At 57.5% G+C, this 25,943-nt stretch carries 19 protein-coding genes; 10 read left to right on the forward strand and 9 right to left on the reverse strand.

Features of this window, described 5'->3' with window-relative positions; genetic code table 11:
- Positions 1–295 precede the first annotated feature (295 nt).
- Positions 296–1,708 (reverse strand): amino acid permease, encoded by a 1,413-nt coding sequence (locus IEY47_RS06325; RefSeq protein WP_188982335.1) that lies wholly within the window; start codon positions 1,706–1,708, stop codon positions 296–298.
- Between the two features lie 646 nt (positions 1,709–2,354).
- Positions 2,355–2,501, reverse strand: a complete 147-nt coding sequence (locus IEY47_RS06330) for a hypothetical protein (protein WP_188982336.1) — start codon at positions 2,499–2,501, stop codon at positions 2,355–2,357.
- Between the two features lie 587 nt (positions 2,502–3,088).
- Here IEY47_RS06330 and IEY47_RS06335 point away from each other — a divergent pair.
- Genes IEY47_RS06335 through IEY47_RS06345 form a run of 3 tightly spaced genes read left to right on the forward strand, consistent with a single transcriptional unit; the run spans position 3,089 to position 6,655 of the window.
- A complete protein-coding gene (locus tag IEY47_RS06335; protein WP_188982337.1) occupies positions 3,089–4,195 on the forward strand; it encodes a nitroreductase family protein in 1,107 nt (368 codons plus the stop codon).
- Entirely contained in the window at positions 4,192–5,508 is a 1,317-nt protein-coding gene (locus IEY47_RS06340) for a flippase (protein WP_188982338.1), read from the forward strand. The genes IEY47_RS06335 and IEY47_RS06340 overlap by 4 nt, the downstream gene beginning before the upstream one ends.
- 1 nt (position 5,509) lies before the next feature.
- Complete coding sequence (locus tag IEY47_RS06345; protein WP_188982339.1) at positions 5,510–6,655, forward strand: polysaccharide pyruvyl transferase family protein; 1,146 nt, start codon at positions 5,510–5,512, stop codon at positions 6,653–6,655.
- Positions 6,656–6,725: 70 nt separating this feature from the next.
- Here the strand turns inward: IEY47_RS06345 and ppk2 are convergent, their stop codons facing one another.
- The 3 genes from ppk2 to IEY47_RS06360 all read right to left on the reverse strand — a co-directional run bounded on the left by ppk2 (position 6,726) and on the right by IEY47_RS06360 (position 9,025).
- Entirely contained in the window at positions 6,726–7,667 is a 942-nt protein-coding gene (ppk2, locus tag IEY47_RS06350) for a polyphosphate kinase 2 (protein ID WP_188982340.1), read from the reverse strand.
- A gap of 99 nt (positions 7,668–7,766) precedes the next feature.
- The gene (locus IEY47_RS06355) at positions 7,767–8,513 is read right to left on the reverse strand and encodes an anti-sigma factor family protein (protein ID WP_188982341.1); all 747 of its coding nucleotides are present in this window, start codon (positions 8,511–8,513) and stop codon (positions 7,767–7,769) included.
- Positions 8,510–9,025: a sigma-70 family RNA polymerase sigma factor gene (locus IEY47_RS06360; protein ID WP_188982342.1), complete on the reverse strand. Its 516-nt coding sequence runs from the start codon at positions 9,023–9,025 to the stop codon at positions 8,510–8,512. The genes IEY47_RS06355 and IEY47_RS06360 overlap by 4 nt, the downstream gene beginning before the upstream one ends.
- Before the next feature lie 124 nt (positions 9,026–9,149).
- Between IEY47_RS06360 and IEY47_RS06365 the strand changes: the two genes are divergently transcribed.
- Positions 9,150–10,229, forward strand: coding sequence for a catalase family peroxidase (locus IEY47_RS06365; RefSeq protein WP_188982343.1), 1,080 nt, complete (start codon positions 9,150–9,152; stop codon positions 10,227–10,229).
- A complete protein-coding gene (locus IEY47_RS06370) occupies positions 10,226–10,774 on the forward strand; it encodes a cytochrome b (protein ID WP_188982344.1) in 549 nt (182 codons plus the stop codon). The genes IEY47_RS06365 and IEY47_RS06370 overlap by 4 nt, the downstream gene beginning before the upstream one ends.
- A 69-nt stretch (positions 10,775–10,843) precedes the next feature.
- Here IEY47_RS06370 and IEY47_RS06375 read toward each other — a convergent pair whose 3' ends face one another.
- Entirely contained in the window at positions 10,844–11,539 is a 696-nt protein-coding gene (locus IEY47_RS06375) for a GntR family transcriptional regulator (protein WP_188982345.1), read from the reverse strand.
- Positions 11,540–11,693: 154 nt separating this feature from the next.
- On the opposite strand from IEY47_RS06375, the gene IEY47_RS06380 reads away from it, so the two are divergent.
- The 5 genes from IEY47_RS06380 (at position 11,694) to IEY47_RS06400 (ending at position 21,089) form a co-directional block, all read left to right on the forward strand.
- Entirely contained in the window at positions 11,694–12,905 is a 1,212-nt protein-coding gene (locus tag IEY47_RS06380) for a pyridoxal-phosphate-dependent aminotransferase family protein (RefSeq protein ID WP_188982346.1), read from the forward strand.
- 94 nt (positions 12,906–12,999) lie between these two features.
- On the forward strand, positions 13,000–14,310 hold the full coding sequence (locus IEY47_RS06385) for an MFS transporter (RefSeq protein ID WP_229779281.1): 1,311 nt from the start codon (positions 13,000–13,002) through the stop codon (positions 14,308–14,310).
- A gap of 50 nt (positions 14,311–14,360) precedes the next feature.
- Positions 14,361–15,119, forward strand: a complete 759-nt coding sequence (locus tag IEY47_RS06390) for a 2-keto-4-pentenoate hydratase (protein ID WP_188982347.1) — start codon at positions 14,361–14,363, stop codon at positions 15,117–15,119.
- A 527-nt stretch (positions 15,120–15,646) separates the two neighbouring features.
- Positions 15,647–17,221 (forward strand): EAL domain-containing protein, encoded by a 1,575-nt coding sequence (locus IEY47_RS06395; protein WP_188982348.1) that lies wholly within the window; start codon positions 15,647–15,649, stop codon positions 17,219–17,221.
- Positions 17,222–17,567: 346 nt separating this feature from the next.
- Positions 17,568–21,089, forward strand: a complete 3,522-nt coding sequence (locus IEY47_RS06400; protein ID WP_188982349.1) for an AAA domain-containing protein — start codon at positions 17,568–17,570, stop codon at positions 21,087–21,089.
- A gap of 121 nt (positions 21,090–21,210) precedes the next feature.
- Here IEY47_RS06400 and qatC read toward each other — a convergent pair whose 3' ends face one another.
- The 3 genes from qatC to IEY47_RS06415 form a co-directional block, all read right to left on the reverse strand.
- Positions 21,211–22,485, reverse strand: a complete 1,275-nt coding sequence (gene qatC / locus IEY47_RS06405) for a Qat anti-phage system QueC-like protein QatC (protein ID WP_188982350.1) — start codon at positions 22,483–22,485, stop codon at positions 21,211–21,213.
- A complete protein-coding gene (gene qatB, locus IEY47_RS06410) occupies positions 22,482–23,123 on the reverse strand; it encodes a Qat anti-phage system associated protein QatB (RefSeq protein ID WP_229779283.1) in 642 nt (213 codons plus the stop codon). Before qatB ends, qatC begins: the two co-directional genes overlap by 4 nt.
- A gap of 268 nt (positions 23,124–23,391) precedes the next feature.
- Positions 23,392–25,263, reverse strand: coding sequence for a KAP family P-loop NTPase fold protein (locus IEY47_RS06415; RefSeq protein ID WP_188982922.1), 1,872 nt, complete (start codon positions 25,261–25,263; stop codon positions 23,392–23,394).
- Positions 25,264–25,943: the final 680 nt, after the last annotated feature.

A 25,943-nucleotide genomic window follows, 5' to 3' on the forward strand; every position in this document is an offset into this window, starting at 1 on the left:
CCCTGCCAGCGCCGCGCATTCTACTCGAATCCGCCTTCCGTGCAACCTTTAATTTAAACCTAAACCCTTGATCTACAAGGCTTTTCAGGTTCAGGCTGCGCCGGAAGTGGTGCGCATTATAGGCCCCCAAATCAGGCCGTCAATAGGGAAATCCCAACTTTCTTTAATTCGTGTCTCCGCGACGACAGCAATGACGTAAACACGGCGGTTTGGTAACGGACCAATCGGTTGAAGGCACGTATCTATAAACGAAAAAGGCGCACCGTGTGGTGCGCCCTCTATTCGCAGAGATAGTTTAGCGGACCGGTCGCCTCGCGGCGCGCTTATGGACGACAACCCCCGCGACAACCACGAATGCCGCAGCAATACCGGTTGAGATCACCAGTACGCGATACTCTTCGACGAATGCCATGGTCACCAAGCTGCCAACGATGAATGCGATCACCAAGTAGGTAAGCCAAGGGAACAGCCACATCTTCAACCGAATGTCCGCACCTTCCGCTTCAAGTTTGCGACGCATTCTGAGCTGCGAAAACGCGATAACGAGATAAACCAGCAGTGCAATCATGCCGGTGGTGTTCATGAGTGTGTCTAGTACGTCTTTCGGCCGAAGCGTTTCGCTGAAATTGATAAGGGCGCAAATGATCGCAACCGCGCAGGAGCCGATGATTGCGTAAACCGGTACACCCGTGCCTGTACGGGTGATCTTAAAGAAGGATGGCGCATCGCCGCGTGTGGACAGCGAGAACAACATACGCGACGCGGTGTAATGAGCAGAGATCATGCAGCTGCTAACCGACGTCAAGACCACGAAGTTCATCACCCACTCAGCACCGGGTATACCTAGCAATTCAAGCGTACGGCGGTAGGACCCATAGCCCGACTGCGCCATCAGCGGATCATTCCACGGTACCAAGCAGACGATCAGGAAGATCGAGCCGATGTAGAACAAGCAGACACGCCAAACGACAGAATTGGTCGCTTTCACGATTTGGGTTGAAGGATCCTTCGCTTCAGAAGCGGCGATTGTCACGATCTCCGCGCCGAGAAACGCGAACATCACTCCAAGGATGGCAACCACTACCGACTCAAAGCCGTTGGGCATGAAGCCTTGCGCGGTCAAATTACCGAATCCACTCACCTCGCCGGTCGGCCAAAGATTGAGAACGGCCATGCTGCAGACAACCAAGAAGCAGATGATCGCCACCACCTTTATTAGCGCAAACCAAAACTCGAACTCGCCATAGTGTTTGACGTTGAAGAAGTTGATGCTGATCAAAACGAACGTTGTCGCCAATACGAAGACATTGACGCTGACCTCGGGAAACCACCCGTTCAGAATCGTGCCTGCGACATACGCTTCCCAGGCCATCAGAATGACCCAGAACCACCAGTACAACCATCCGATCGTGAACCCTGCCCACCTTCCTACGGCGCGTTCAGCATAGGTAGAAAATGAGCCGGTGTCCGGCGAGGACGTTGCCATCTCACCCAGCATGCGCATGATCAATATGACAAGAATGCCGCCTGCGAGATAGGCCAACACCGCCGCTGGCCCCGCACTATGGATCACGCTACCGGAACCGACGAACAACGCGCCACCAATCACGCCGGCGATCGACATCATGGTGAGGTGCCGGGACTTCAATGACGCACTGAGCTGACTCTCGTGCGTCTGTTTCGCCTTATCGGCTGCTACCGTTTCCATGAAGAGAACTACCTCTTATTAATAGTGCTGAACAGCAAGAACGTTGCCCCTATGAGCAACAGCAATAGCAACACGCCTGCACGGGGCAACCAGCTGAGGGCTCCCTCACAAACGTGTATCGGAATCGGCGACCACCAGACCTACCCTGATCGAAGAGTTAGTGCCTAACGCCGCCTTGATGACACGAACGAGTTGCAGCATCGATACCTAGCGGTGCCCGTTCGAATGTTTGATTTACTCCACACAACCTTGAGCCCAAGCTTTGCGAGTCCTTTCGATGATCGACTCAAGGAGCCCCTACGGGCATTGGTTAGCCGGAAAAACGCCTGAATCATTTGCTACAGCGTCATCGCATTGCCTCGCGAAACTGTTCACAAAATTCAACGGGCCGGCATGTTAGCCGAAAAATATGTTTTGGGAAGTGTCCGGGTGGAGCAGCAACTGGGCGCGCATGGATACCCGGTTTCCAGAAGGCGAGACTCAACCTGATCCATTTAATCCGGCAGACATTGCATCGACCGGAGACAGCTATCATTCAGATAAGCAAACGTTTTGCAGGCTTATCCTTTCAAATTCACCAGTGAAAAAGCCCACCACATAGAAAAGGGCGAACCCGTCGCCCTCGAAGGTGATGGAAAAAAGCCCCTTACTCGAGCGAGTCGACGCCTTCACCGGTATCGTCCTGCTGCGGCTCGCTATCCGGCTTTGCAGGCGAATGTCCCCAATCGTGCGTCTGGTCATCGTCAGCAAGATCAGCCTCGCCCGGCGTCTTACTCATCTGGTATTGGCTCATCGCTAATCTCCGCGTTCAATATTCATCGACCCAAGACGTCCGCACTCCAAACGAGCTATGCGACGCCTGGTGGAATCCCGCCTTTATTGAAATCCTTGAGCTTCTCTTTTTCCTGCTCAGTCGCGTGGGCGGGCGTTTCATCCCCGGTCTGCTTTTTCTCTTGCTTGTCGCTCATCGCTATTCCCTCCTGCACTTAGCACTTTTGGCAATCCGCCAACGCCTCGGGTTCAATCATCGAAGGGCTGCTCAGTACGCGGCGCTATAGATATAGGAAGCCAGCAACACGAAGAAGCACCGTTCCGTCCGAGCGGGCCAAAGACCGGGATAGAAATGGAGCGTTATCGCAAACGCTGCCACTAACAGCACGAACGACTCGCCGGCTTAAGTCTAGAAAATCACTCAGCCCAGCAACTCGTCGGTTGCCCTCGCCAGCTAAACCGCGAATTGCAGCAAGCCACGGAGATCAGGGGCCCTCAGAGCCAAAGGATCCAAGTCGTCGATCAAAAAGCGTTATCCAGCGCGTCAGTATCAATACGCCATGTATTGAATGCCGGGAAATATCAATCATTGAACGGTCACTGCGGCTTATGAAAACGTTTAAGGAATCGCTCAAGAAAATCTTGTCGCCCAGCGGTATCGAAACCCTCAAACAATGGCGCAAAGCGCTCGCCATTGGCTGGATCAGAGTGCTGTCGAAGTCCACGCTCTTGCGTCGTTGCCACTACATGTTTTTCTCCACGGCGTTCGATCACGAAGCAAAAGCAGTCGTAGTCGGTCATTTGCATCACGAGGAAAACCAATCCGGCTGCGAGCCGGTGAACTACTTCCTACGCCGCGCGATACACCGGATCGAAAAGGGCCTAATCATGCAGCCCCGTCGGGACGTTTTCGCCTTGGACTATATCGGCGACACCGTCGAAGCCTATGCCGCATCGCTCGATGGCAAAGTCGACCGCGATGAAGTGAGCTGGGCACATGACGTACTCGCTGCCTATTTCTCCATCGTCGGTAATCACCCAACCATAAGGGCCGCACGCGAAAGGTTCGTCCATCTAAATCGTCCCGCCGGAAGCCTGCATACTCTGCGCGTGCCAGATACCGAGCGTGTACCGTTCTTGGCCGATGCCAGCCTTACCAGTGTGGATTACACGTCCATGCGGCAACTGGCGATGAAACGACGCTCGGTACGCTGGTATCAGAACAGGCCGGTCCCCCGGGACGTCATCGATAAAGCGATGGAAGTGGCATTGCAGTCACCGAGTGCCTGTAACCGCCAGCCCTACCGCTTCCTGATCTTCGATGATGCGCCGTCCGTAGCGAAGGCAGCGCGGTTGCCATTGGGCGTCGCGGGGTTCGACCATAACTTCCCCGCCATCATTGCCGTCGTGGGACGTTTGCGCGCCTATCCCCACGTCCGCGATCGCCACGTCATTTACATCGATGGCGCGTTGGCAGCGATGTCGTTCATGTTCGCACTCGAAACCCAAGGCGTATCCTCCTGCTCGATCAATTGGCCCGACATCCCGGAGCGCGAACGAACCGCTGCCGCGCTGCTCGACCTTGCCCCGGATGAACGCATCGTCATGTTCATTTCGCTTGGCTACGCCGCCAGCAATGGTCTGGTGCCCTATTCACAAAAGCTTTCACTGGAGGAAGCACGCCGCTACGGCACATTGGGCACCGCGCCTCAATGAAGACATCGCAACTCAGCGAAGGCATGAGGTATCTCCTCAATTCCGGCTGGATGTTGGGCGAGAAGTGCCTGATGCTTGCGATCGGCCTGGCGACCACCGTCGTACTTGCGCGCTATCTGGGCCCTGAAGATTTCGGCTATCTGAACTACGCGCTAGCGTTGCTAGGCCTCTTGAACATCGTGGTTCACCTTGGTTTGAGCGGGCTTGTCGTCAAGGAACTGCGCAGCGACCCAGGCAACGAAGACCAGATCCTGTCGACAGTATTCATGATCAAGGTGAGCTGCTCGGTGGTCGCGTTCATCGTCATGATGAGCACCTACTTGATCGGCAACGACCAAAATTTCTGGGTATTGCTCTTCACCGCCCTTGCCCTGTTCTTCACGCCCTTCGAGATGCTGATCGACTGGTTTCAAGCGCGCGTGCAAGCCAAGTATGCAGCCGTTGCAGGTGTCGTCGGGCAGCTTGGTGGCAACGGGCTGAAGATGATCCTGGCTGTTGCCGGAGCAGGGCTCGTCTACATCGCGTTGGCCCACGTCGTGGTCGTCATCGCAACCTCCGCCCTTCTGGTCTGCTACGCGATCAAGCTCAAACGCACCTATCGCTTCGATTTCTCCTGGGCGCTGGCCACATCACTAATAAAGAAGAGCCTGCTCATCTTTCTCGGATCGCTTTCCGCAGTGATCTACCTGAAGGTCGACCAGATCATGCTGCAGTACATGCTAGGTGAATATGCCGTAGGTGTTTACTCCGCTGCGTCTCGGTTGTCCGAAGCCTGGTATCTGATCCCGACGATTCTGATGGCCTCGGTCTTCCCCAAGATGATCGACCTGAGCAAAAGCGATACCGAGGCCTATCACCGTTTCATGCAAATGGCGCTGGACGTGCTGTTTCTTGCCGCCTTCACCTTAGCCCTTGCCGTTTTTCTCCTGTCGGACTCGATCGTTCTTCTGCTCTACGGCGAACGCTACCGAGACGCCGGGGCCGTGCTGTCGATTCACATATTCGCCGCGACGTTCGTGTTCATGCGTGCCCTCTTCAGCAAGTGGATCATCATCGAGGAGGCGTTCGTCTTTTCCCTGGTGACCCAGGGGCTCGGTGCCTTGAGCAACGTCGTGCTGAATTACTTCCTTATCCGCAGCCACGGCGTCGTCGGCTCGGCCTGGGCGACGCTGATTTCCTACGGCATTGCCGGCTACCTAAGTCTGCTGCTGTCGCGGCGCACGCGACCGCTATTCGTGATGATGACCAGAAGTATCTTGCTGCACGCGTTCATCAGTGTGCCCCCGTTCATTCGTGAATCAAGGAGAGCGTGATATGTACGTCGAAGTCAGAAAAGCCGGGTTCGTCAACAAAGGCGCTGAGCTGATGCTGCACGCCGTCATCCAGCAACTGGAGCAACGTCTGCCTGACGCCAAGGTGGTCATGGAACCCGGCCGCGCCCAAAGCCCCTACCCCTACCGCAATCGCGCATCATTAGGCCTGTATCAGAAGGCTTGGTTGTGGCGCGCCGGCATTCCCTTCGGCGATCTCGCAGCATTCGTTCCCGCCGGTATTCGCGAACAATATGGAGTCGTACTGGACAAGGAAGTGAACGTCGTACTCGATGCCGCAGGTTTCGCCTACACCGATCAGTGGGGTCCGGAACTGTCCGTCGAGCTGGCCCGATCCAGCCGGCGTTGGAGAAAGAACGGCACCAAGGCAGTACTGCTGCCGCAGGCATTCGGCCCTTATCACGATCAGCGCAGCAAAGATGCCGTAAAAGCCTTCGTCGACAGCTGCGACCTCATCTATCCCCGCGAACAGGTCTCCTACGACTACCTCACCGAGATCACCGGCCCCCGCAATAACATCAAACTGGCACCGGATTTCACCAACCTCGTCAACGGCACACGGCCGGATTATTTCGATGCAGAACGCCACCAAGTCTGCCTGGTGCCTAACTACCGAATGCTCGACAAAACAGGAGGTGATGTCGCTCAGGGTTACGTTCCGTTCCTAGAGCGCGCGGCGAGAATGCTGGTAGAGCGCGACGCCAAACCGTTCCTGCTCATTCACGAGGGCACTGCGGACGTTGGCCTTGCGGAGCGACTGTCCAAGGCAATCGATGGCCTACCGGTCCTGCAGGAGAACGATCCCCTTGCGGTAAAGGGAATTCTGGGCGCTTGCCGAGGCACACTCGGTAGCCGGTTTCATGGGCTGGTGAGCGCGCTTTCGCAAGGGGTGCCATCGCTCGCCACGGGCTGGAGCCACAAGTACGAAATGCTCTTCGCCGACTACGGATTTCCCGAGGGGGTGCTGAACATAAATCTGTCGGACGAGGAACTGTCCAGCGCACTCGACTACCTGACCGAACCGACCAAGATGGCGGCGCTGTCCTCGAGTTTGCGCAGTCATTCCAACGAGTTGAAGGCCCGCTCGAAAGACATGTGGGACGACGTCTTCAGCTTGATCGAACACTGATCGACGTCGTGCGAATGCCCTGCCGGTGCAGGCTCGGAGCGGTGCCGAACCCACAACGCTAACGGGTGCCTTAATAGTGCTCCGGCACGTACATCTCGGCCGGCACGGGCCGCCGAATATAGTCGGGGTGATAAACCCGTCGTGGCAGCACAACTTCCTCATGCACCACGCGCTGGTAGGGAATCTGGTCGAGCAGATGTTTGATGCAATTGAGTCGAGCTTTCTTCTTGTCCACCGCCTGCACGATCCACCAAGGCGCATCCGAGATATGGGTGCGTTCCAACATGGTTTCCTTCGCCTTGGTATAAGCCTCCCAGCGACTACGCGCCTCCACATCCATCGGGCTCAATTTCCATTGCTTGAGCGGGTCCTGAATACGCGCGTGAAAACGCGCTTCCTGCTCTTGGTCGGTGATGGAAAACCAGTATTTGATTAACCGGATACCGGAGCGCACCAGCATGCGTTCGAACTCCGTCACCGAACGGAAAAACTCTTCGTATTGATCCTCGGTGCAGAACCCCATCACCCGCTCGACACCTGCGCGGTTGTACCAACTCCGGTCGAACAGCACGATTTCACCACCCGCAGGGAGGTGCGAGACGTAGCGTTGAAAGTACCACTGTGTACGTTCGCGATCGTTCGGCGCTGGCAACGCGGCGACGCGGCAAACCCGCGGATTCAAACGTTGAGTGATTCGCTTGATTACGCCACCCTTCCCCGCCGAATCACGGCCCTCGAAGATCACGACGACCTTTTCTTTGGAGTGCTGCACCCAATCCTGCAACTTCACCAGCTCGCCTTGCAGGCGCAACAACTCACGGAAATACGTGCGGCGGCCGATCTCGCCTTCCCTCGCAACATCATCGATACCCAGTGCTTCGAACATGCTGTCCGAACCCAGGCGGCCGTCATCGATCTCCTGCTCAAGCTCCTCGTCGTAGCTGTCGATCAAATCCTGACCAATGCTGCGCAGTATCTGTTCATGGCGGTCGAAATCGAAGTTGTTGTCCATGCGTCAGGCTCCGGTAAAAGCTTTACGCTACGTAAGCCACGTGTACGCGAGATGACAGTCATGATCATCTGTTGCCAGCAAGACCGCGTAGCGTAGGTATCAGCCTTCCGCCGCGGCTCTCAGCGTGCGTTCCATATCCGGATTGTTCGTACCTACCAAGGCATAGTTGTAGCCCTGCCCGGACCAATAACGGGCCATCAGCTCACCCTCGCGGCGTTCGCCGGGGCGGAGCATGTAGTCTTCCCGACCCGGCGGGCGAATGTAGAACGTGATCGAGCGCCCTTGAGCATCTCGGTAAACGACCATCGCGGCCGGCCCCTCGCCGGTGGACATGAGCCGTCCCGATACCGCAGTGAAGCCCGCTCGCTGCAGATCAGGCATCGAGGCTGCGTCAGCAAAGTGCGCACCGAGCCAAGTCTGCAGCTCGCCAGGCCGTTCTTGCACCATGTCTGGCCGCAAGCTGCCTTCCATGACGAGCATCCGGTACGCCTGTAGCGCGTCGCTCATGGGTAGGTCCGAGACGGCTAAATGCTGCCCGCGCAGTTGCCAGCCGCCCAATCCGCCCATGCCGAGACTCACGATTAGACTTGCCGCCACCGCCAATCGGCGAGCACGCTGCTGCCGTGACCGTTGACGGATGCGGGCGGGGTCGAGTTCAGCGTTAGGTCGAAGCTCATCAGTCGCGAACGCCGACCTTAGCGCGCGAGCGTCACGTTGCCACGCCGCAACCCTTGCAGCGAGCACTGGGTCGGCGGCCAAAGCGGCCTCGACCCTTACCCGAGCGTCAGCGTCGAGATGGCCATCGATATACGCATGTAGCTCGTGTTCGCTAGGCGATTTGTTCATTTCAACACCCGTAAGGCAGGTTTCGGGGAATGCGTTCCCTCGGCCAATTTGCGCAGGGCATCACGTGCCCGTGAAAGCCGAGACATCACTGTGCCGATCGGCACCTTGAGCATGGTCGCGATTTCCTTGTAGCTGAGCCCCTCGACGGAAACCCAGTACAGCAGATTGCGCTGCTCCTCTGGTAGCCGCTCGAATGCCGATAACGTAGCGCCGGCGACGTACTCACGCTCCAGCGAGGCCTGAGTTGGTTCGTCGCCACGAAACAGCTCTAGAAAGCGCTGGTAACGCCGCGCCCGGCGGCAAGAATCGATGAAGCTGTGATAGACGATCGAGAACAGCCACGGACGAAGCTCACCCTCTACTTGCCGCGTACTCCAACGCGACAGCGCCTTCTCCAAACTGGTTTGTACAAGGTCGTCAGCGCCGCTGATGTCGCGCGTCAGCCAGCGGGCATACCGGCGCAATGCGGGTATCTGCTCGCGAAGCACTTCATCGAGATCGTGTTTTCTCATGGGCCATCCCATCGGTGGATAGCGTGAAGACGTCCGGGCGCGGATTTTATTCCATGAACATATGCAGGGAATAAAGCCCATCGGCGTTCGTCTGTCCTGGCATTACCCATCAGGAGCATGACCAATGGACTCATCGCGTACCCCTACCTGGCGATGGCTATTCATCGCCGCAGCGATTGCCGTTTTTGCCGGGCTGTTCGCCTACGTCGGTGGCTGGATCGCGCCCAATCGACTGACACCAAAAAAGATCGTCGACACCCTCGAGGATAATGCAGGCGTCCATCCAGGCTACCGACGCAATCACAGCAAAGGCATCTGCGTTGCCGGCACCTTCACGAGCAGCGGCCAGGCGGCTGACTACTCCATAGCCGCGCTCTTCGCGCCGGGTGATACCCCAGTCGTTGGCCGGTTCGCCCTGCCCGGTGGCAACCCTTACGCGCCGGACAACAGCGTACCGATTCGCAGTTTCGCGTTGCGCTTCACTCAGTCGGACGGCCAGCAGTGGCGCACCGGAATGAACAGTATGCCGGTCTTCCCCGTGGCCACGCCGGAAGCATTCTTCGCGCAGCTACAGGCCGGCCGGCCTGATCCGGCCACCGGCAAACCGGACCCTGCGCGAATGAAAGCGTTCTTCGACGCTCACCCCGAAGCGTCCGCGTTTCTGAAATGGGTGAAGACCGCGAAACCGTCCGCCAGCTACGCGACGGAAACGTATTGGGGCTTGAACGCGTTCTACTTCGTAAATGAACAGGGTGAACGTCAGGCCGTGCGCTGGGAGGTCGTGCCTGAACAGGCAATGGACGACACTGCCAGTCCTGATACTAGCGATCCCAATTACCTAGCATTCGACCTAGAGCAACGGTTGGCCTCCGGCGCGCTACGCTGGCGGCTATTGGTAACACTCGCGGCGCCCGGTGACCCCGTCGACGATGCCACCAAAACCTGGCCTGCGAATCGCCCGCAGATCGATGCCGGCACCCTGGTACTGAACCAGGTTCAACCCCAGGACAGCGGCGAATGCCGCGACATCAACTACGACCCGACCATCCTTCCGCAGGGCATCGAAATTTCATCGGACCCCCTGTTGCCCGCACGCTCTGCGGCCTACGCAGACTCCTACCTCCGCCGTACGGGCGAGGAGGCGCATCTCCCCAGCACCTCTCGACCAGGCGACGCCCACCTTGCAGGGAGCAAGCACCCATGAAATCAACGCCTACCGCCTTCTCCTTGCCCGCGCGAATCCTGCACTGGCTGATGGCCGTCCTCGTATTGGCAATGCTGTTCATTGGCGTCGGCATGGTGGCCAGCGTCTCCGAACGCCACCAATGGCTGATCGGCCTGCACAAACCGCTGGGTATCGCGATCTTGATCCTAGTTCTGCTACGGCTCTATGTCCGCTGGCGCTATCCCGCACCGCCGCTGCCGGCCGATCTTCCCACTTGGCAACGCATGGGCGCCTACCTTTCGCACTCGGCACTCTACGCATTGATGCTCGCCATGCCTCTCGTTGGCTGGGCGATGCTGTCCGCCGGTGGCTACCCGATCACGCTTGGCTACGGCGTCCAGCTGCCACCGATCGTCCCCGCCGGACCCGCGCTGTTTTCGGTGCTTCGCTATGCGCACCAGTACCTCGCGTACCTGCTGTTTCTAACGTTTTTGCTGCATATGGGCGCGGCGCTGTATCACGGGCTCATTCGACGAGACGGGGTGCTGCGTAGCATGATGCGAGGGAAGCGTATAGAAGAATGACCTTCGATTTCCGACATCGACTGATGGCGTCCCCGGACGACCAAACCGGCAAACAAAAAGCAGCCGGCGTCACTCCCTCACCATCAACATGATCGCATCGCGCTTATCCAGCAGGTGATGGCGGAGAATCTCGCTGAGCGTCTTGCCATCCCGCGCTTCCAACGCTTCGATCATCTCCTCGTGGTCACGCAGTGCCCGATCCCATTTCGGTGCCTGATGGTTAGACAGATAGCGCAGCGCTTGAATGCGCCGGTTCAGCGAAAGATACACCTGCCGCAATTCGCTGTTGCGCGCCGCCTTGTTGATCAGATCGTGAATGGCCTGATTACGCTGGTAGTAACCCGGTAGATCATTCTGATTTTTGCTCACGACCATGGCGTCGTGCAGCGACTTGATATCACTGAGTTCTTGCCCAGTGATGCGCTCACAAGCGAGCTCACCCGCGAACGCTTCGATACCGCTGATCAGTTCGAAGGTCTCGCGAATTTCGAGTTCCGACATGCGCGAGACGCTCGCGCCGCGGTTAGGGCTGATATCGATCAAACCCTCTACGGCGAGCACTTTCAGCGCTTCCCGCAACGGCGTGCGAGAGATACCCAGCGTTTCGCACAGTTCACGCTCATTGAGCTTCTTGCCCGGCGGCAAAATACCCTCAGTAATGAAACCTCTCAGGTGCTCGACGACGACATCGTGAAGTCGTTGCCGCTCGACGCGAAGCATGGGTCTAGAGCCTCCGGTGCTTTCGAGGACTTCAATATTCTGCATGCCACCCCCTTTACCCAAATGCCAGATTGCGCGTTCTTTATACTGAAAATGCCGGTATCTCACCCGATATTAGCTCAATTTAAACGTTTGACAGCGCCTGGACACCTGCTAGGTTTTTTGCATTCAAAATACAAAAACAAAAGGAAAACCGATCATGCTGAAACTCGACAACCATCCGGCTGGCCGTCATTTTTTGCAGATTCCGGGGCCAAGCCCTGTGCCTGATCGCATCCTGCGTGCGATGAGTTACCCGACCATCGATCACCGCGGTCCCGAGTTCGGTACGCTCGGTCTGAAAGTGCTCGATGGCATCAAGCAAATCTTCAAGACAGGTCACCCAGTCGTCATTTATCCAGCCTCAGGCACGGGCGCTTGGGAGGCCGCGCTGTGCAACACCCTCAGCGCCGGCGACGAAGTGCTCATGTTCGAAACCGGTCACTTCGCCACGCTTTGGCAAAAGATGGCTCTCAAGCTCGGCTTGAAGCCTCAATTCATCGGATACCCCGGGACAGAGGGCTGGCGTCACGGTGTAGACGCACAAATGATCGAGGACCACCTGCGCAAGGACAGCGGCCAGCGCATCAAGGCCGTTTGCGTCGTTCATAACGAAACCAGTACTGGCGTGACATCCAATATCGCGGCTGTGCGCAAGGCGATCGACGCGGCCGGCCACCCAGCGCTGCTTCTCGTAGACACGATTTCCGGGCTGGCGTCCGCCGATTATCGTCATGACGAATGGGGCGTCGATGTGACGATCTCCGGATCCCAAAAAGGCCTGATGCTCCCGCCTGGCATCAGCTTCAATGCGCTCTCACCCAAAGCCCTGGAGGCCAACAAGAGTGCGGATTTACCCCGCAGCTTTTGGGCTTGGGACGAGATCGTCGAGATGAACAAGACCGGGTACTGGCCGTATACCCCGAACACCAACCTGCTGTACGGCCTCGCCGAAGCGCTGGACATGATTTTGGATGAAGGCCTGAAAAACGTGTTCGAGCGACACAACCGCCTGGCCCACGCCTGTCGCACGGCGGTCAACGCCTGGGGGCTGGACATCCAATGCGCGGACCCTACCGTGTACAGCCCGGTTCTGACCGGCGTGATGACGCCAGAAAACGTCGACGCCGATGCCATCCGCAAAACGATCTACGAACACTTCGACATGTCCCTCGGGACTGGTCTGGGCAAGGTCAAAGGTCGCATGTTCCGCATCGGCCACTTGGGCGACTGCAACGACCTGACCCTTATGGCGACCCTTACCGGTTGCGAAATGGGCTTGCAGATGTCTGGCGTAAAACTCCAGTCCAGCGGTGTGCTCGCGGCGATGGACTACCTGTCGAGCCACCCTTCCCCCTTGCGACGCGAATGATCGGACAGGTGCCGCGTCCCCCGCCCGGCACCCGTTATTGACCGACCTCACTATCCCGAATTAACGCGCCACCCCCGGCGCGCACAATAAGAAATTGGAGATAGACATGAAATTCTTACGTCTGCGCCCCACCACTGTGGTGTTGAGCATGCTCTGCGCCATGTACTTCATCACATATCTGGACCGCGTCAACGTCAGTACCGCAGCTGTCGGTTTCGGCGCGGAGTTCGATCTCACCAAGACCGAGATAGGGATCATCTTTTCCGCCTTCGCCTATCCCTATCTCGTCTTCCAGATCATCGGCGGCTGGGTGAGCGACCGCTTTGGCGCCAAGCGAACGCTGGTGGTTTGCGGGATGGTATGGGCCGGCGCCACCGCGCTGACCGGGCTCGCCGGCGGTTTTGTGTCGCTGATCATCGCGCGCATCCTACTCGGCCTTGGTGAAGGCGCGACGTTCCCGGCTGCTACGGCGGCAATGTCGAGGTGGGTGCCGAAGGAAAATCGCGGCTTCGCACAAGGCATCACTCACGCCTTCGCACGTCTGGGCAATGCCCTGGCTCCAGCGGCGATGATCGCCGTCATGGCCGCCTATGGCTGGCGCGAATCGTTTTATGTCTGCGCGGCCATCAGCTTCGTGTGGGTGATGCTGTGGATGCTGGTCTTCACGGAATTGCCAAAAGACCATCCGCGCATTTCGCAGCAGGAGCTCGACTCTCTGCCCCCGCCGAAACCCAAGAACAAGCTGCCGCTCCCCTGGGGGCGCCTCTTCAAACGCATGAGCCCGGTGATCGTCGTTTACTTCTGCTACGGGTGGACGCTCTGGCTGCTTTTGAGCTGGGTACCGATGTATTTCATGAACATGGGATTGGACCTGAAGAACACCGCGATCTTTGCGTCCACCGTCTTCTTCGGCGGTGTCGTCGGCGATACGTTGGGCGGCATCATCAGCGACCGCCTCTATGCACGCACCGGCGACCTGAACAAGGCGCGAAGCCTGATGGTCGCGATCTGCCTGTCGTTCACATTGCTGGCGCTCCTGCCCTTGATGTTCACCAAGGACATTTACGTCTCCCTAGCCTGCCTGGCTACCGCCTTCTTCTTTTCGGAACTGACCATCGGCCCGATGTGGGCGATCCCAATGGACATCGCACCGGACCATTCAGGCACTGCCAGCGGGATGATGAACACCGGCTCCGCCATGGCCGCCATCATCAGCCCTGTCGCCGCCGGCATGCTGATCGACCAGTTCGGTAACTGGCAACTGCCGTTTCTGGTGAGCATCGTACTGCTGGCGATCGGCGTGGTGCTGTCGTTCCGGATGAAGCCCCAAAACAAGTTCGACTATGGCAAACCGATGCCGCCCTTGAATCCAAAGCCATCCGTCGCGATCGCCGTGAACAAATAAGCCCTTCTCTACCTGGAAATCAGGTGAACGCTTACTCGAGGACTACCGCCATGACATCACCTGCTACTCGCCTGGCCGAACTGCTCGTCCAGGCGCAACAGGAACAGACGCTTCTGCACGAGATACCGCACGACCTTACGCCCCAGGACAGAGATGCGGCGTACTGCGTCCAGGATGAAACCTTGAAATTACGCGGCGTCGAAGCCGGCGGCTGGAAGGTAGGGTCGAAATCAGACACCGATCCCATTCGCGGATCGGTGCTGCCGCGCGACTGTCTCTTTCCTACCGGACACGCGTTCGAACATGCTCGTTACCGGCCTGCAGGTCTCGAACTGGAAATTGCGTTCCGCTTCAAACACGCCTTCGACGCGCGCGACGAACCCTATAGCAACGAAGAAGTGATGGACGCCATCGGCGAGATGGCCGCGGCGATCGAACTCGTTTCTAGCCGCTTCTCGACGTATCCCCAGGTCGAACCCTTGATACAGCTAGCCGACCTGCTCAACCACGGCGCGCTGGTCGTAGGCAAGTTCGTGCCCTATCGAAAAGACTTCGACTTCATCGCCCCCGCGGTGGAATTGACGTTCGCCGAAGAAAACATCGTCCCAGCCGAGACAGGCAACCCAGCCGGCGACCCAAGACGCCTACTTCCGTGGCTGGTCAATCACTACACCCAACACGGCCAGACTTTGCCGAAGGACTTCGTCGTCACGACGGGTTCCTACACAGGAATGCATTTCGCCAAGACGCCGGGTGAGCTGCACGGACAGATTGTCGGCCTGCCCGATGTTTCGCTGCGGTTGGTTTAGATCGCTTGACGGTCGCGGCAATCAGTAGCGCGGCCAGTGGACAATCGCGGTGACGCCGGATAGGTATTCGGCCCTCGCCGGCAGGATTAACGCCAACAGCTCTTCCGCGCTGGCGTAATCGTCAACACCTTATTCCGTCGAGCCGACGCCTTGAACAACAAGCCCAGCGCCACATCGAATAGGTCAGACGTGAACGGACGATCGATACCCAGGCTCAGGATCATCGTCACTGCTTGAAAATACAGGCTTCGCCACTCGGTATCCGCCTTCAGCCCGCCACGTCATGCCACCCGGTTGGGATGCTTCGGTAACCGGATTGCCTTCGACGGCAGCGAATTCGAGATGTTGAACAACCACGACCGCCATTTTTCTTGCATCAGCCGAGGTGAAGGATGAGGAAATCGCGGTCACGTATCCGCCGTTAACTGGCCGCATTCCACCTGGCTGGCTAGCATGTAAGGATGATCTCCGAAGAGACGTTGTAAGTCTGAAGGAAACAACCGCAAGCTCATAAGCAGGAGCTGCTCATGGCAACGCGTCGTACTAGGCTATTGGTTGTCGCGGCCATGCTGGGTTGTCTTGCCTTCGCGACCCCGGTCTCAGTCACGATGTACATGGCGTGGCAGCGAGGCCATGAGGACGCCGATGCATCGCTTGATCTGCTGGCTAGTCATATCCTTCGTCGCGCAGCCATGCTGCGCTTCCAATCGAATGCGGCCATCGACAGACTGGTTGCTGGCGGTGTACAGGAGGCCTGCACGGTCGACGACCTCGACCAAATGCGCCGAGCGGCGGCTTCTTCCGGTTACATGCAGGGCATTGGGCGCATGCGCGGTAACTGGCTGCAATGCTCCAGTCTGACGGGGAACACGCCCACTGATCTTGGCGCTCCAGACCGAAGCTATCCTCTCCCCGGTTCACCCCTGGCCTGGGATCGGGTCCGGTTGCCTCGCATTGACCACACACGTTTCGCTGTCACGGCTCGTGCGGGCTACGCGGTGCTGTCGCTACCGGAACTGGTTTCAGACATTCCGCTACCGCCTGGCGCGGTTGTTGGCCAGTTCGCGACAGGCGATCGCAAGGTCATGCGAGCCAGCGGTGATATCGATAGCGAATGGCTGCAACATTTCTCCGGCAAGAACACCTCTTTCGAAGACAGCCAGGGTCGCTGGGTCGCCATCAAGCTTTCCGACCTTGGCTACACCGCCGCCGTCGCCGCCATGCCTGCGTCGCTGGTCATGACGTATGTCTACAATGCAGCCATCGGTCTATTGCCGGTCGGGCTCGCCATCGGCAGCGCCCTGTTGGCGATCGTGTTATGGCGAACGCATTATCTGCTCTCAATCGGAGCCCGTTTGAAACGAGCCTTGCGGCGCAGAGAGTTCCATCTGGTTTATCAACCGGTGATGAATCTTCGTACCAACCGCTGTGAAGGTGCCGAGGCACTTATCCGATGGTCGCCCCCGGATGAACAAGGGATGAGCCCGACGGCCTTCATCCCCGCGGCTGAAAGGCACGGTCTCATCCAGCAGGTGACAGCCCAGGTGATGGATATCGTTGCACGTGATGCGGTCACGTTGATCATGGCGTTCCCCGACATTCATATCGCCATCAACTTTTCTGCTGAAGACCTCCACTCAGTGGAAACCGAAGCGCGCCTCTTAGCGCTCCTGAATCTTGCGGGCGCGCAATCGCACAACATCATGATCGAGGCGACTGAACGAGGGCTGATGAAACCTGAAAAAGCCAAGGATTTTCTGATGTCGATACGTGCGAGAGGATTCAAGGTCGCCATCGATGACTTCGGAACCGGTCACTCCAGCCTGTCCTACCTGGCAACCTATGAGTTGGATGTGCTGAAGATCGACAAGATGTTCGTCGATTCCTTCGAGCAAGAATCTCCCACCACGAAGGTGGCGTTTCACATCATCGAGATGGCGAGAGCCCTGGGGTTGGAAATGATCGCCGAAGGCGTGGAGACAGAGCACCAGCGCGACGTTCTGCGAGACGCTGGCGTTCATTACGCGCAAGGCTGGCTCTTCGCCAAACCGATGCCCATCGCGGAGCTGGCGGCGTTTATACGATCGACCAATGATTCCTGATGCTTGGCGTACCCAAAAGCCCCTCATATGAGCGGCCTCACCTGTTTTTCAGGGAACGCTGAACATGGTTAAGGCTGGCTCCCCACCGCAAGGCAACAATCGTTCGTCATCACAACGGGTTCCTACACAGGAATGCATTTCGCCAAGACGCCAGGTGAGCTGCACGCGCAGATTGGCGGCTTGCCGGAAGTTTCGTTGCAATTGGTTTAGGTCTAATTAAGTTATCCGGTAGTGCATAAAACTGTCTTGGTCGACGCCTTGAAACACCTGCGCTAGGCTCGCCCACACAGATGCCGAGTTATTACCGGCCCCATATGCACACGGATGAATGGCCTAAATCGCACTCATGAAACAGGATGCACTTAAGCTCGCGAAGTACTGGCGCAATTGCCTGGCAGATGCGGAACGCAATAACGGCGCACTCAATGACGAAGAGCTAAAGGCCTTCATACGACAACCCGAACACGTGATGCTTGCCGGCGTGTTAGCCGAAGACACACTGGCGGCGTGCTTTAGAGACGAGCCGGAAAGCGCCGAGCGCGTCGTTGTCTCACTAAGACCTTATCTGTTTGCTTCCACGTTGGAACACGGCGCTAAGCGTACGAACTTGCCTCGCTACATTACGCCAATCGTCACGGAGGCCATCCTGACGCGCGACGGGAAGCTCTGGCCCACCGCAAAGACGCAGGTACCCAGGAACATTCTGGAGCCGCTCGAACGCGGCAGCTTCGCGGTCGCCAACGTGAAGGACGTGGACGAGCAGTTAAGCAAACAGCGGCCATTGGCTGATCCACAGTGGGGCGAGCCCGCGACGCACCAAGCACATTGGGCCGAATATCAGCGCTACATCGGCCAACTGCTAAAAGCGATATGCCCGCACTGGCCGAGCGAAGACGATCCCTATCAACGCCTGCCTGAGCTGCTCGTGATGAAAGAACAGGCGTCAAAAGGCGCGAGCCAGCACATCGTCTCGCTCTACGAGCATATCCAAACGACGAAGCCTAGCGCCCCGCTATTCGAACGCTACGCCGCCCTCGACTACCCTGCGCCCGAATCATGCCTTGGCAAAGAGCAAGGTTTTGCCGAGCGTTTGGCACACAGTCATGCGGAGCATCCCCTAGCCCCGGCGCAACGCGATGCGCTAACTCATTTGCTTGCTTGCCCAGAGGGCGACGTCCTAGCGGTAAACGGTCCTCCTGGAACCGGCAAGACCACCTTGCTGCTATCTGTTGTAGCAACACTTTGGACCAAAGCCGCGTTGGCTGGCCCGGATGCTCAACCGCCTGTAATCGTCGCAAGCTCGACCAACAACCAGGCCGTCACCAACATCCTCGACGCGTTCGCACAGGATTTCTCCGTAGGCAATGGCCCCTTTGCGGGACGTTGGCTTCCGCAGTTAGGCAGCTTCGGCGCCTACCTGCCAGCCGATAGCAAGGCCGAAAAAGCCGCGCAGACATATCAAACGGATCAGTTCTTCACCGCACTGGAGACCTCGGAAGGATTGAGCGTTGCCAAGGAACGCTATTTGGAGAATGCAGCGGTAGCGTTTCCAGATTCTAAAGCGCTGACCGTCGAACATACGGTCGATTTACTACGGGAGCGAATCGAGTCCGGGGCCGCCGAACTTAGTGCACTGGTCGATACGTGGGATGCTTTAGTGCAGTCCCGCCAAGCCCTGAATGAAATGCTTGGCAGTCGATCTTTGGAAGAAGCGCAGAACCGTGTAAATGAACAACGGCTCGCGGACATCCGAGAAAGTGTCGTTGCTCGTCAGCACGCACTGGAACGCTATTTAGCGGACGAATCGATTTTCCTTGCCCTGTTCAATTGGGTACCCAGCATTGGACGTAAGCGCATAGCGCGTGCCCGAGTGGCCCTGGGTGACAAGTCTTTGCCGGCATTTTCTTGCGAACAGGAAATGCAGATTCAAGCGTGGCGGACATTCAGCGACATCGAGTCGTCAATCAGGCATTGGCTGGATGACGCAACCTTTGCGCTAGAGACCGAAACAAGACGCCTGAAGGTGCTTCAGCATCTCGTAGATAAGCGGAGCCTTTGCGTGCAAGCCTGGGCGCATGCGCTTGAACCTCTAGGCAACGACTTCGCGGCCCGCGCCGAAACGCTCGACCTAGCTGCTTGCGACGCGCCTGCCGACACGCGTTTACGCTTTCCGCTCTTCCTGTTGACGACCCATTACTGGGAAGGCCGATGGCTGCTGGAGATGAATGAAAACCTAAAAGACATCGAAGCCGCAGCCAAACGTACTGGCAAAACGACGGTCATTCCGCGGTGGCGCAGATGGATGAAACTTACCCCTTGTATCGTGTCGACGTTCTTCATGCTGCCAAAGAAACTGAGCGTCAGACGCAACGACAATGGCGCGTGGAAAACTGACTATCTATACGACTTCGCCGACCTCCTTATCGTCGACGAGGCTGGACAGGTTCAACCGGAAGTCGCTGGTGCCTCTTTCGCACTCGCACGTAAGGCATTGGTGATCGGCGACACCGAACAGATCGAACCTATCTGGTCGACGAACACACCCGTCGACAAAGGCAACCTCTTCGACGCCGACTTACTGAACACCGCGGACGAGGACGCTGGATACGCACGTATCGTCGAGCTCGGCAAAGCATCAGCCAGCGGCAGCGCCATGCGTATTGCCCAGAACGCCAGCCGTTACCACTACGACCACCAGCTCGCGCGCGGCATGTACCTCTACGAACACCGCCGCTGCTACGACAGCATCGTCGATTACTGCAACAAACTCTGCTACCACGGCCGCCTGCAACCGATGCGCAGGGATCCAACAAACCCGGCACTTCCGCCAATGGGTTATCTACATGTCCCTGGCATCTGCAAACGCGGCCATGGACGCAGCCGCAACAACGTACTGGAAGCTGAAACGATCGCCGCTTGGCTCGACGAGAACCGCACTGAACTCGAATCGCGGTACGGGCAGCACATCTCGAAAATTGTCGGCATCGTTACCCCTTTCGGCGCACAAGTCGGCGCCATCCAAGATGCCTGCAACGCCAAAGGCATAAAAACTGGAAAGGAAGAAGACGCCGTTACCGTAGGTACTGTGCATGCGCTTCAAGGCGCTGCACGTCGAGTCATTCTTTTCTCACCTACGTACTCCAAACATGCTAACGGCGGCTTTATCGACCAACGTAACAGCATGCTCAACGTTGCGGTTTCCCGCGCTCAGGACAGCTTCCTGGTTTTCGGCGACATGGATCTTTTCACCCTGGCCCAACCAGGCTCACCCCGTGCCCTGCTCGCACGCTACCTCTTCGCCGAACCCGAAAACGAACTCCGTTTCACCCCACCGCCACGCCAGGACTTGTTGACGACGCGTACCGGCCTTTCGCACCTGCACAATGCTGAAGAACACGACCAGTTCCTACTGGCCGCATTGCGACAGGCCACGCGAGAAATCCATATCGTCAGCCCATGGCTGAAACTGTCCCGCGTTAACGAGATAGGCGCTATGGACGCCATGACCGAAGCAACTTCCCGCCATGTACAAATAAGCATCTACACGGACGTTGAATTCAATGTTGGCAAACCGGCGGATGCGTCGAAGTCAATCGAATTAAAGCAGGCAATCCATACGCTTAAGGGTGTTGGGGTGCGTGTGTACCCAATCAACCGAATCCACAGCAAATTAGTCATGGCGGACGACAACTTACTGTGCGTGGGCTCCTTCAACTGGTTCAGCGCCAGCCGCGATCCGGATTACATGCGGCATGAAACGTCGATGGTCTACCACGGGCCAGATGTGGCAGAGGAAATCCGAACGAACCGGGAGGGGCTTGGGAAATTGGTTGATGCAAAGCGCTTAGTGGAACGGAGTACTGCGTAGTCGCATGTTGGTGATCAGTGATTCTCCATTAACTATCGGTATCAGGGCCTGCCAGAACCAAGCTGGAGGGTACGAGCAAAGGGCAGAAAACGGGAGCAGGCACTCAGCACACTCTCACTTTCTAGCGGCTGCCCAGCCCATAGGAAGCATGCAGCGTGGCCAGCTCATCAAGGCCTTGGGCAAGCATCCGTTGGTACCCTGGCCTGTCAGTAATGAACGATGAAAAAAGACTGTGTCCTAGCCACTGATCGAATCCGTCTTGCGCGACGCTCTCTACCGCCATCCCCACAGAGCGAACATCTTCGAAACGACCGTACTTGGGACTGTTGATGCTCAGGTCGTCATAGACGTATTCCGTGCTGTCCTTCAGCTCGCCCCATCGAATGAACGAGGCTCTCCTGACCTGGCAAGGCACGCATCGCCCGCAGTGTTTGTACCCAAACCGCTGGAAACGCCCGCAACTGGTGGACATCACTGCATGCTGCTTGAGCAGATCCTGGTTCTTACAGTCCACCATCATCTCGCCCTTTGTCGCCAGGGCGTAAGGGTTACGAATCTGAACATTGATGCTGGCTGCATCGAAGATCTGCTGTAAACGACCGAGGTATTCGGGATGCGCAGTTCGAGTACTCAGACTGCCGAGCCGAGTCACGGTCAGCGGCGGGTTGATCGCGATGAAGCCGTTCTCGCAGATGTAGAGAGGCACCCGACCGCCTTGGTGGTACCGATCAAGGGACGTCGCAACGGCCAATCCAAAAGCCAGGAACACAATGGAGCGTGCCCGCTGCGAGGGTTCCTGAGACCCCGGAGACTTGGCAACGTGATTCAGGCCGATCCTGGACAACCCAAGGCTCTGGGCAAAGTCGTGCTGCTTCTGACCATCGCCTCGCACGATTTGGCTGACGGCGTAAGGTTTCACCTTCTCAGTGACCAGGTCGATCGCACCAATCAGGCTATCCATTCCGCCAGACAGCAGGGCCACCGATTCTTCTTGGGGATGCAGCGCTTGCAACTGTGCAGGTGGCCCATACCCACCGGAATGAAAGACGAACGTCCACACATCTGTTGTTAGAAAACCCAGCGCAGCTTCCAGCGCTCGTGACTGGGAATTCCAAAATACAGGGTCTTGAACAGCGACATGAAGTTCGAGCGTACGCGTCCACCCGTCAGCGCTTTTCGCGCGCAGGTCGGTGAAGTCTGCCGCAACGACTGAAAGCGCGATGGTCAGAAAATCCCACGCCTGAGGCGAGATATCTAGGTGAGCCTTCTCAAGCAGATGGCGGGTGTACCCTCCAACACTGACCTGCCCCTTTTCCGCCTGACCATAGATCACCACCGGCATTGCCTGGTCGATCGCGGGTACCTGAAACCCAGCAGGGCCACAAACGAACTTCATTCGGTATACCCCTCGAATACCTCAAAAGTCTGCTGTAGCGCCTTTGTCACGACCTGAGAAATACGCCCGGTCGTCAACCGTGCTCCAGTGGCAGCAATGGTGCGAAAAGAGGCTGAGACGCACTCTTTGATGTATTCCTTGATCTCTTTCAGCCGGCGCACCGCGACTAAAGGCGTTTCGGCTTTCTCTTGGACGGTTTTCCCCAAGTCAAGCTCGTACCGGTGAAACACATCCAACGCGGTGAAACGCTCGATCGCGTAGGCCCGCTCTTCAGGGGCCAAACTCAACAGATCAGCGTTGGGGTACTTAACGAGTACATCGGACAGAGAGCCCCGGATCGAGGCTCGCTCTGCCTCCGCATCCTGAGTTCCATCGACAGGCCGAACAGCTTCAACCAACGCATCCATGACTTCCGAAGCAGATCGGCCATTCAGAAGGACGGGGTCAATAGCGCGCACATTGGGTTGGCTGGTTCCGTCAGCCACCGACTCAAGGGTGCCACCCAGCATCGCAGCAACAGCTACCGTTCCACCAAATCGAGCCGTCGTGGTTTTGGCACCACCGTACCCATGTTTGACGTAGTGCTTCAGGCTGCGCTGGAGGCCGCTGCGATGAGCGTTCTTGGCGTAGTCGCCCAATCCCTTGCGCGCACCGCCAAAGCGGCCTGAAGGAGCTAATGGCGGCGGCGACTGCGGTGCAGTCTTAGGCGCCTTATCACCCTCTGGAGAGCCATCAGACTGCACGTCCTGATCAGGACGATCCTCTCCAGGATCTGGCGGCACAGGGACTGGCGGAACCGGCGGCTCTGGGACATGAGGCGGGACAGGTAGTGGCGGTACCGGTGGCATTGGCGGTAACGGAGGCGTCCACGGAGGCACCATCGGCACCCCTTTTCCCGGCCCGTCGCTATTTTGTGACGTTCCCATTCAACTTCCTTATCGCAGCCTTAACTGGAGCACTGACATCGAGGCTTTGCCAGTAATCAAATACAGACCTTGCCCAGCTCTCATCTTTGATTTTTGGCACTATCCCAGCCTGGATCTGTGCGGGCGGACGTTCTTTCAAGAATGCGGCTAGGCGCGGCCCCTGCAATCCATCGATGCCCGCGATGACCAGCATCGCATCCAGAATGGGCGGTACGCCCCACTCTTGCTCATCGCCTGCCTTGTCAAGAAGACGATCCATGATGACGCTAATCTCAGCAGGAGCAATCTCCCTCAGGGATTCCCTGAGCTGAGGCGCCATATCGGGCGAATCGAGCAGCGCGGTCAGCAGCCCTGCAGCGTTTGAGGAAAGACGATCTTCGTCGGTGATGATCGGTGCATGCTCGCGGCTTACGTAGATGGCTCCACGCAAGTCCTTGTCCGCCAGAGCCGGGGGCAAGGCCAGCCATTCCTTCACAAAGGAGTGATCCCAAGGCTGATTCAAGGACAACTCCTTGCCTTGTTTCACATCGGCTTCCCAGCCTGCCAGCATCACTGGCTTGCCGTGCTTATCAGCGGCAACCGCTTTCATCAGTTCGTCGAAGGCCTTCGGATTGCCACTGCGCTCGAACAACATCAACTTGACCAGCGCCGCCTCATCGACGCCCACGCCGTGGGCACGTGAAATGCTCATCCGGATTGCCAAGGCGTTCAGAAAGCGCTTGATAAGCCGGGGGTTGCCATGAATACCTGACGCAGAGGTCATCACCGCTGCAAGACGCTCTGCAGTGTCGAATTTCCCGATCAGCTCCTCAGGGTATTTCTTGGACAGCGACTGCATAAAGGCCCGATCAACACGACCGCCTTGCCATGTTGTCCGAAGCTGATTGCGAACTTTAACGCGGATGGACTCGACCTCGTCCTTGGGCAGCCCACTATTCTCGGTGAAAAGCATCATCATGTACGCCCGGACTTCCTGTGTCCCAAGAGGCGGCACCCGAATCGGAACCTGAATCAGCTTGTCGAAGTAGCTGGTGACCAATACATCGTCGGGCACGCCACTGAAATGTCGGCGCACCGCATGCTTGATCATCTCGTTATCTGCAGCAATGACGAAGGCTGTGTTACGCAGGAATAGGAACAGCCTGATGGCCTCAAGGGTTGAGATGGTCGTTTCAGGCAGGCAACGATCCAGATCATCGATCAATACGACTAGCGTGACGCCAAGCTCATCCAAGACCGCTTCAAAGTTCTCTCGGAGCGCCTGAATTTCCTTGGGCGGCGAAGGTTTCTGAGGCTTTCCCTTGATGAGCTGCTTGGCCTCATCGACCGCCTTTTCGGCGTAGTCTTGGGTTGCGCTGACTGTCGCCGGATCGACGTCGCCCGACCACCATTGCTTGGCCAGGCCCAACGCCCCACCGACCAGACCGGACATCGGAAGACCGGCCGCAGCAGAAATTGCCACACCGCCCATGAGCTTGGCCACCCGAAGCCAATTCACCCGCTCGCCTAGCTCGTAGACCTTGTCGAGAGCAGTCTGCCGCGCCTCGGCCTCTTCCTGCAGGCGGGACGCGATAACGTCCATCAACGCCGCACGGGCGTCGTCATACCCTTGGTACAGCCAGGCATTGAACTCGACGAAGACGAAGTCTTTTTCAGGCTTTTGCGCCGACTCCGGCGGGTTGCGCAGCGACGCCTGAATGAGCTTGATCATCGAGGACTTACCAGCCCCCCAAGCACCAGAAACCCCAATGGAAATTGGGCGCCCGTTGGCCTGGTAAACGATCTCGGCAACGGTGTCGGCAACCCCGGAAAAATTGAGGAAGTCCGTATCTGTTTCGTTATCGACCCACATCATGCCCCTCCTTGGCCGCTGTCAGCATAAAGCCGTAGCATCCGCAGATAGTAACGGAACTGCTCGACGTAGAGGCAACTGGCCATACTTTCTTTCCGAATGGTACGCCGCCTCATTGATACAAGGCCGTACGCCGCTGCGCATTCTAGGTCGAGCATGGAGCAAATATTTGTTGAAATCGAACGCCAGGCTGGAGCAGTTGGCGCCCCAGAGTAATCAGCTCAAGTCACAGGGAGTCATCGGATGATCTTGCCAACGGGCGAGCCCAATTCGTGCTGGGATTCGCCGATGAATACAGCGGTTAGTACAAAGATATCGAGGCTCTGGACGGCTTCATAAACGACTAGGTCATCGTGGCCAGAAGCGCACATGAAGGCATTGGTTCAGCGCTGTATCTAGATCACCGTGTGAGCGCTCGGCATGTCGCTGCCATGCCCTGAGATGTCGCTGCCCAGCTGTTTCATTGCTCGCGCTTTGTGGAGCACGAAACTCCATTCTCATCCCCGCACTACACCCTCAAAGCACTGTTTCATGCACGCTATGTAGCTACGCCGGGGCATAGATCGATTCGAGAGCAGTTGAGCTTACTGCTCAACGATACAGATCGAACGAATCACCGAGTGTGTGCTAGGTGAACGTCCGCAATCGGACGATCTCTGCCTGTCACCTTCCAATTGACC

The sequence above is a fragment of the Pseudomonas matsuisoli genome, assembly GCF_014647635.1.
Taxonomy (GTDB): Bacteria; Pseudomonadota; Gammaproteobacteria; order Pseudomonadales; family Pseudomonadaceae; genus Pseudomonas_P; species Pseudomonas_P matsuisoli.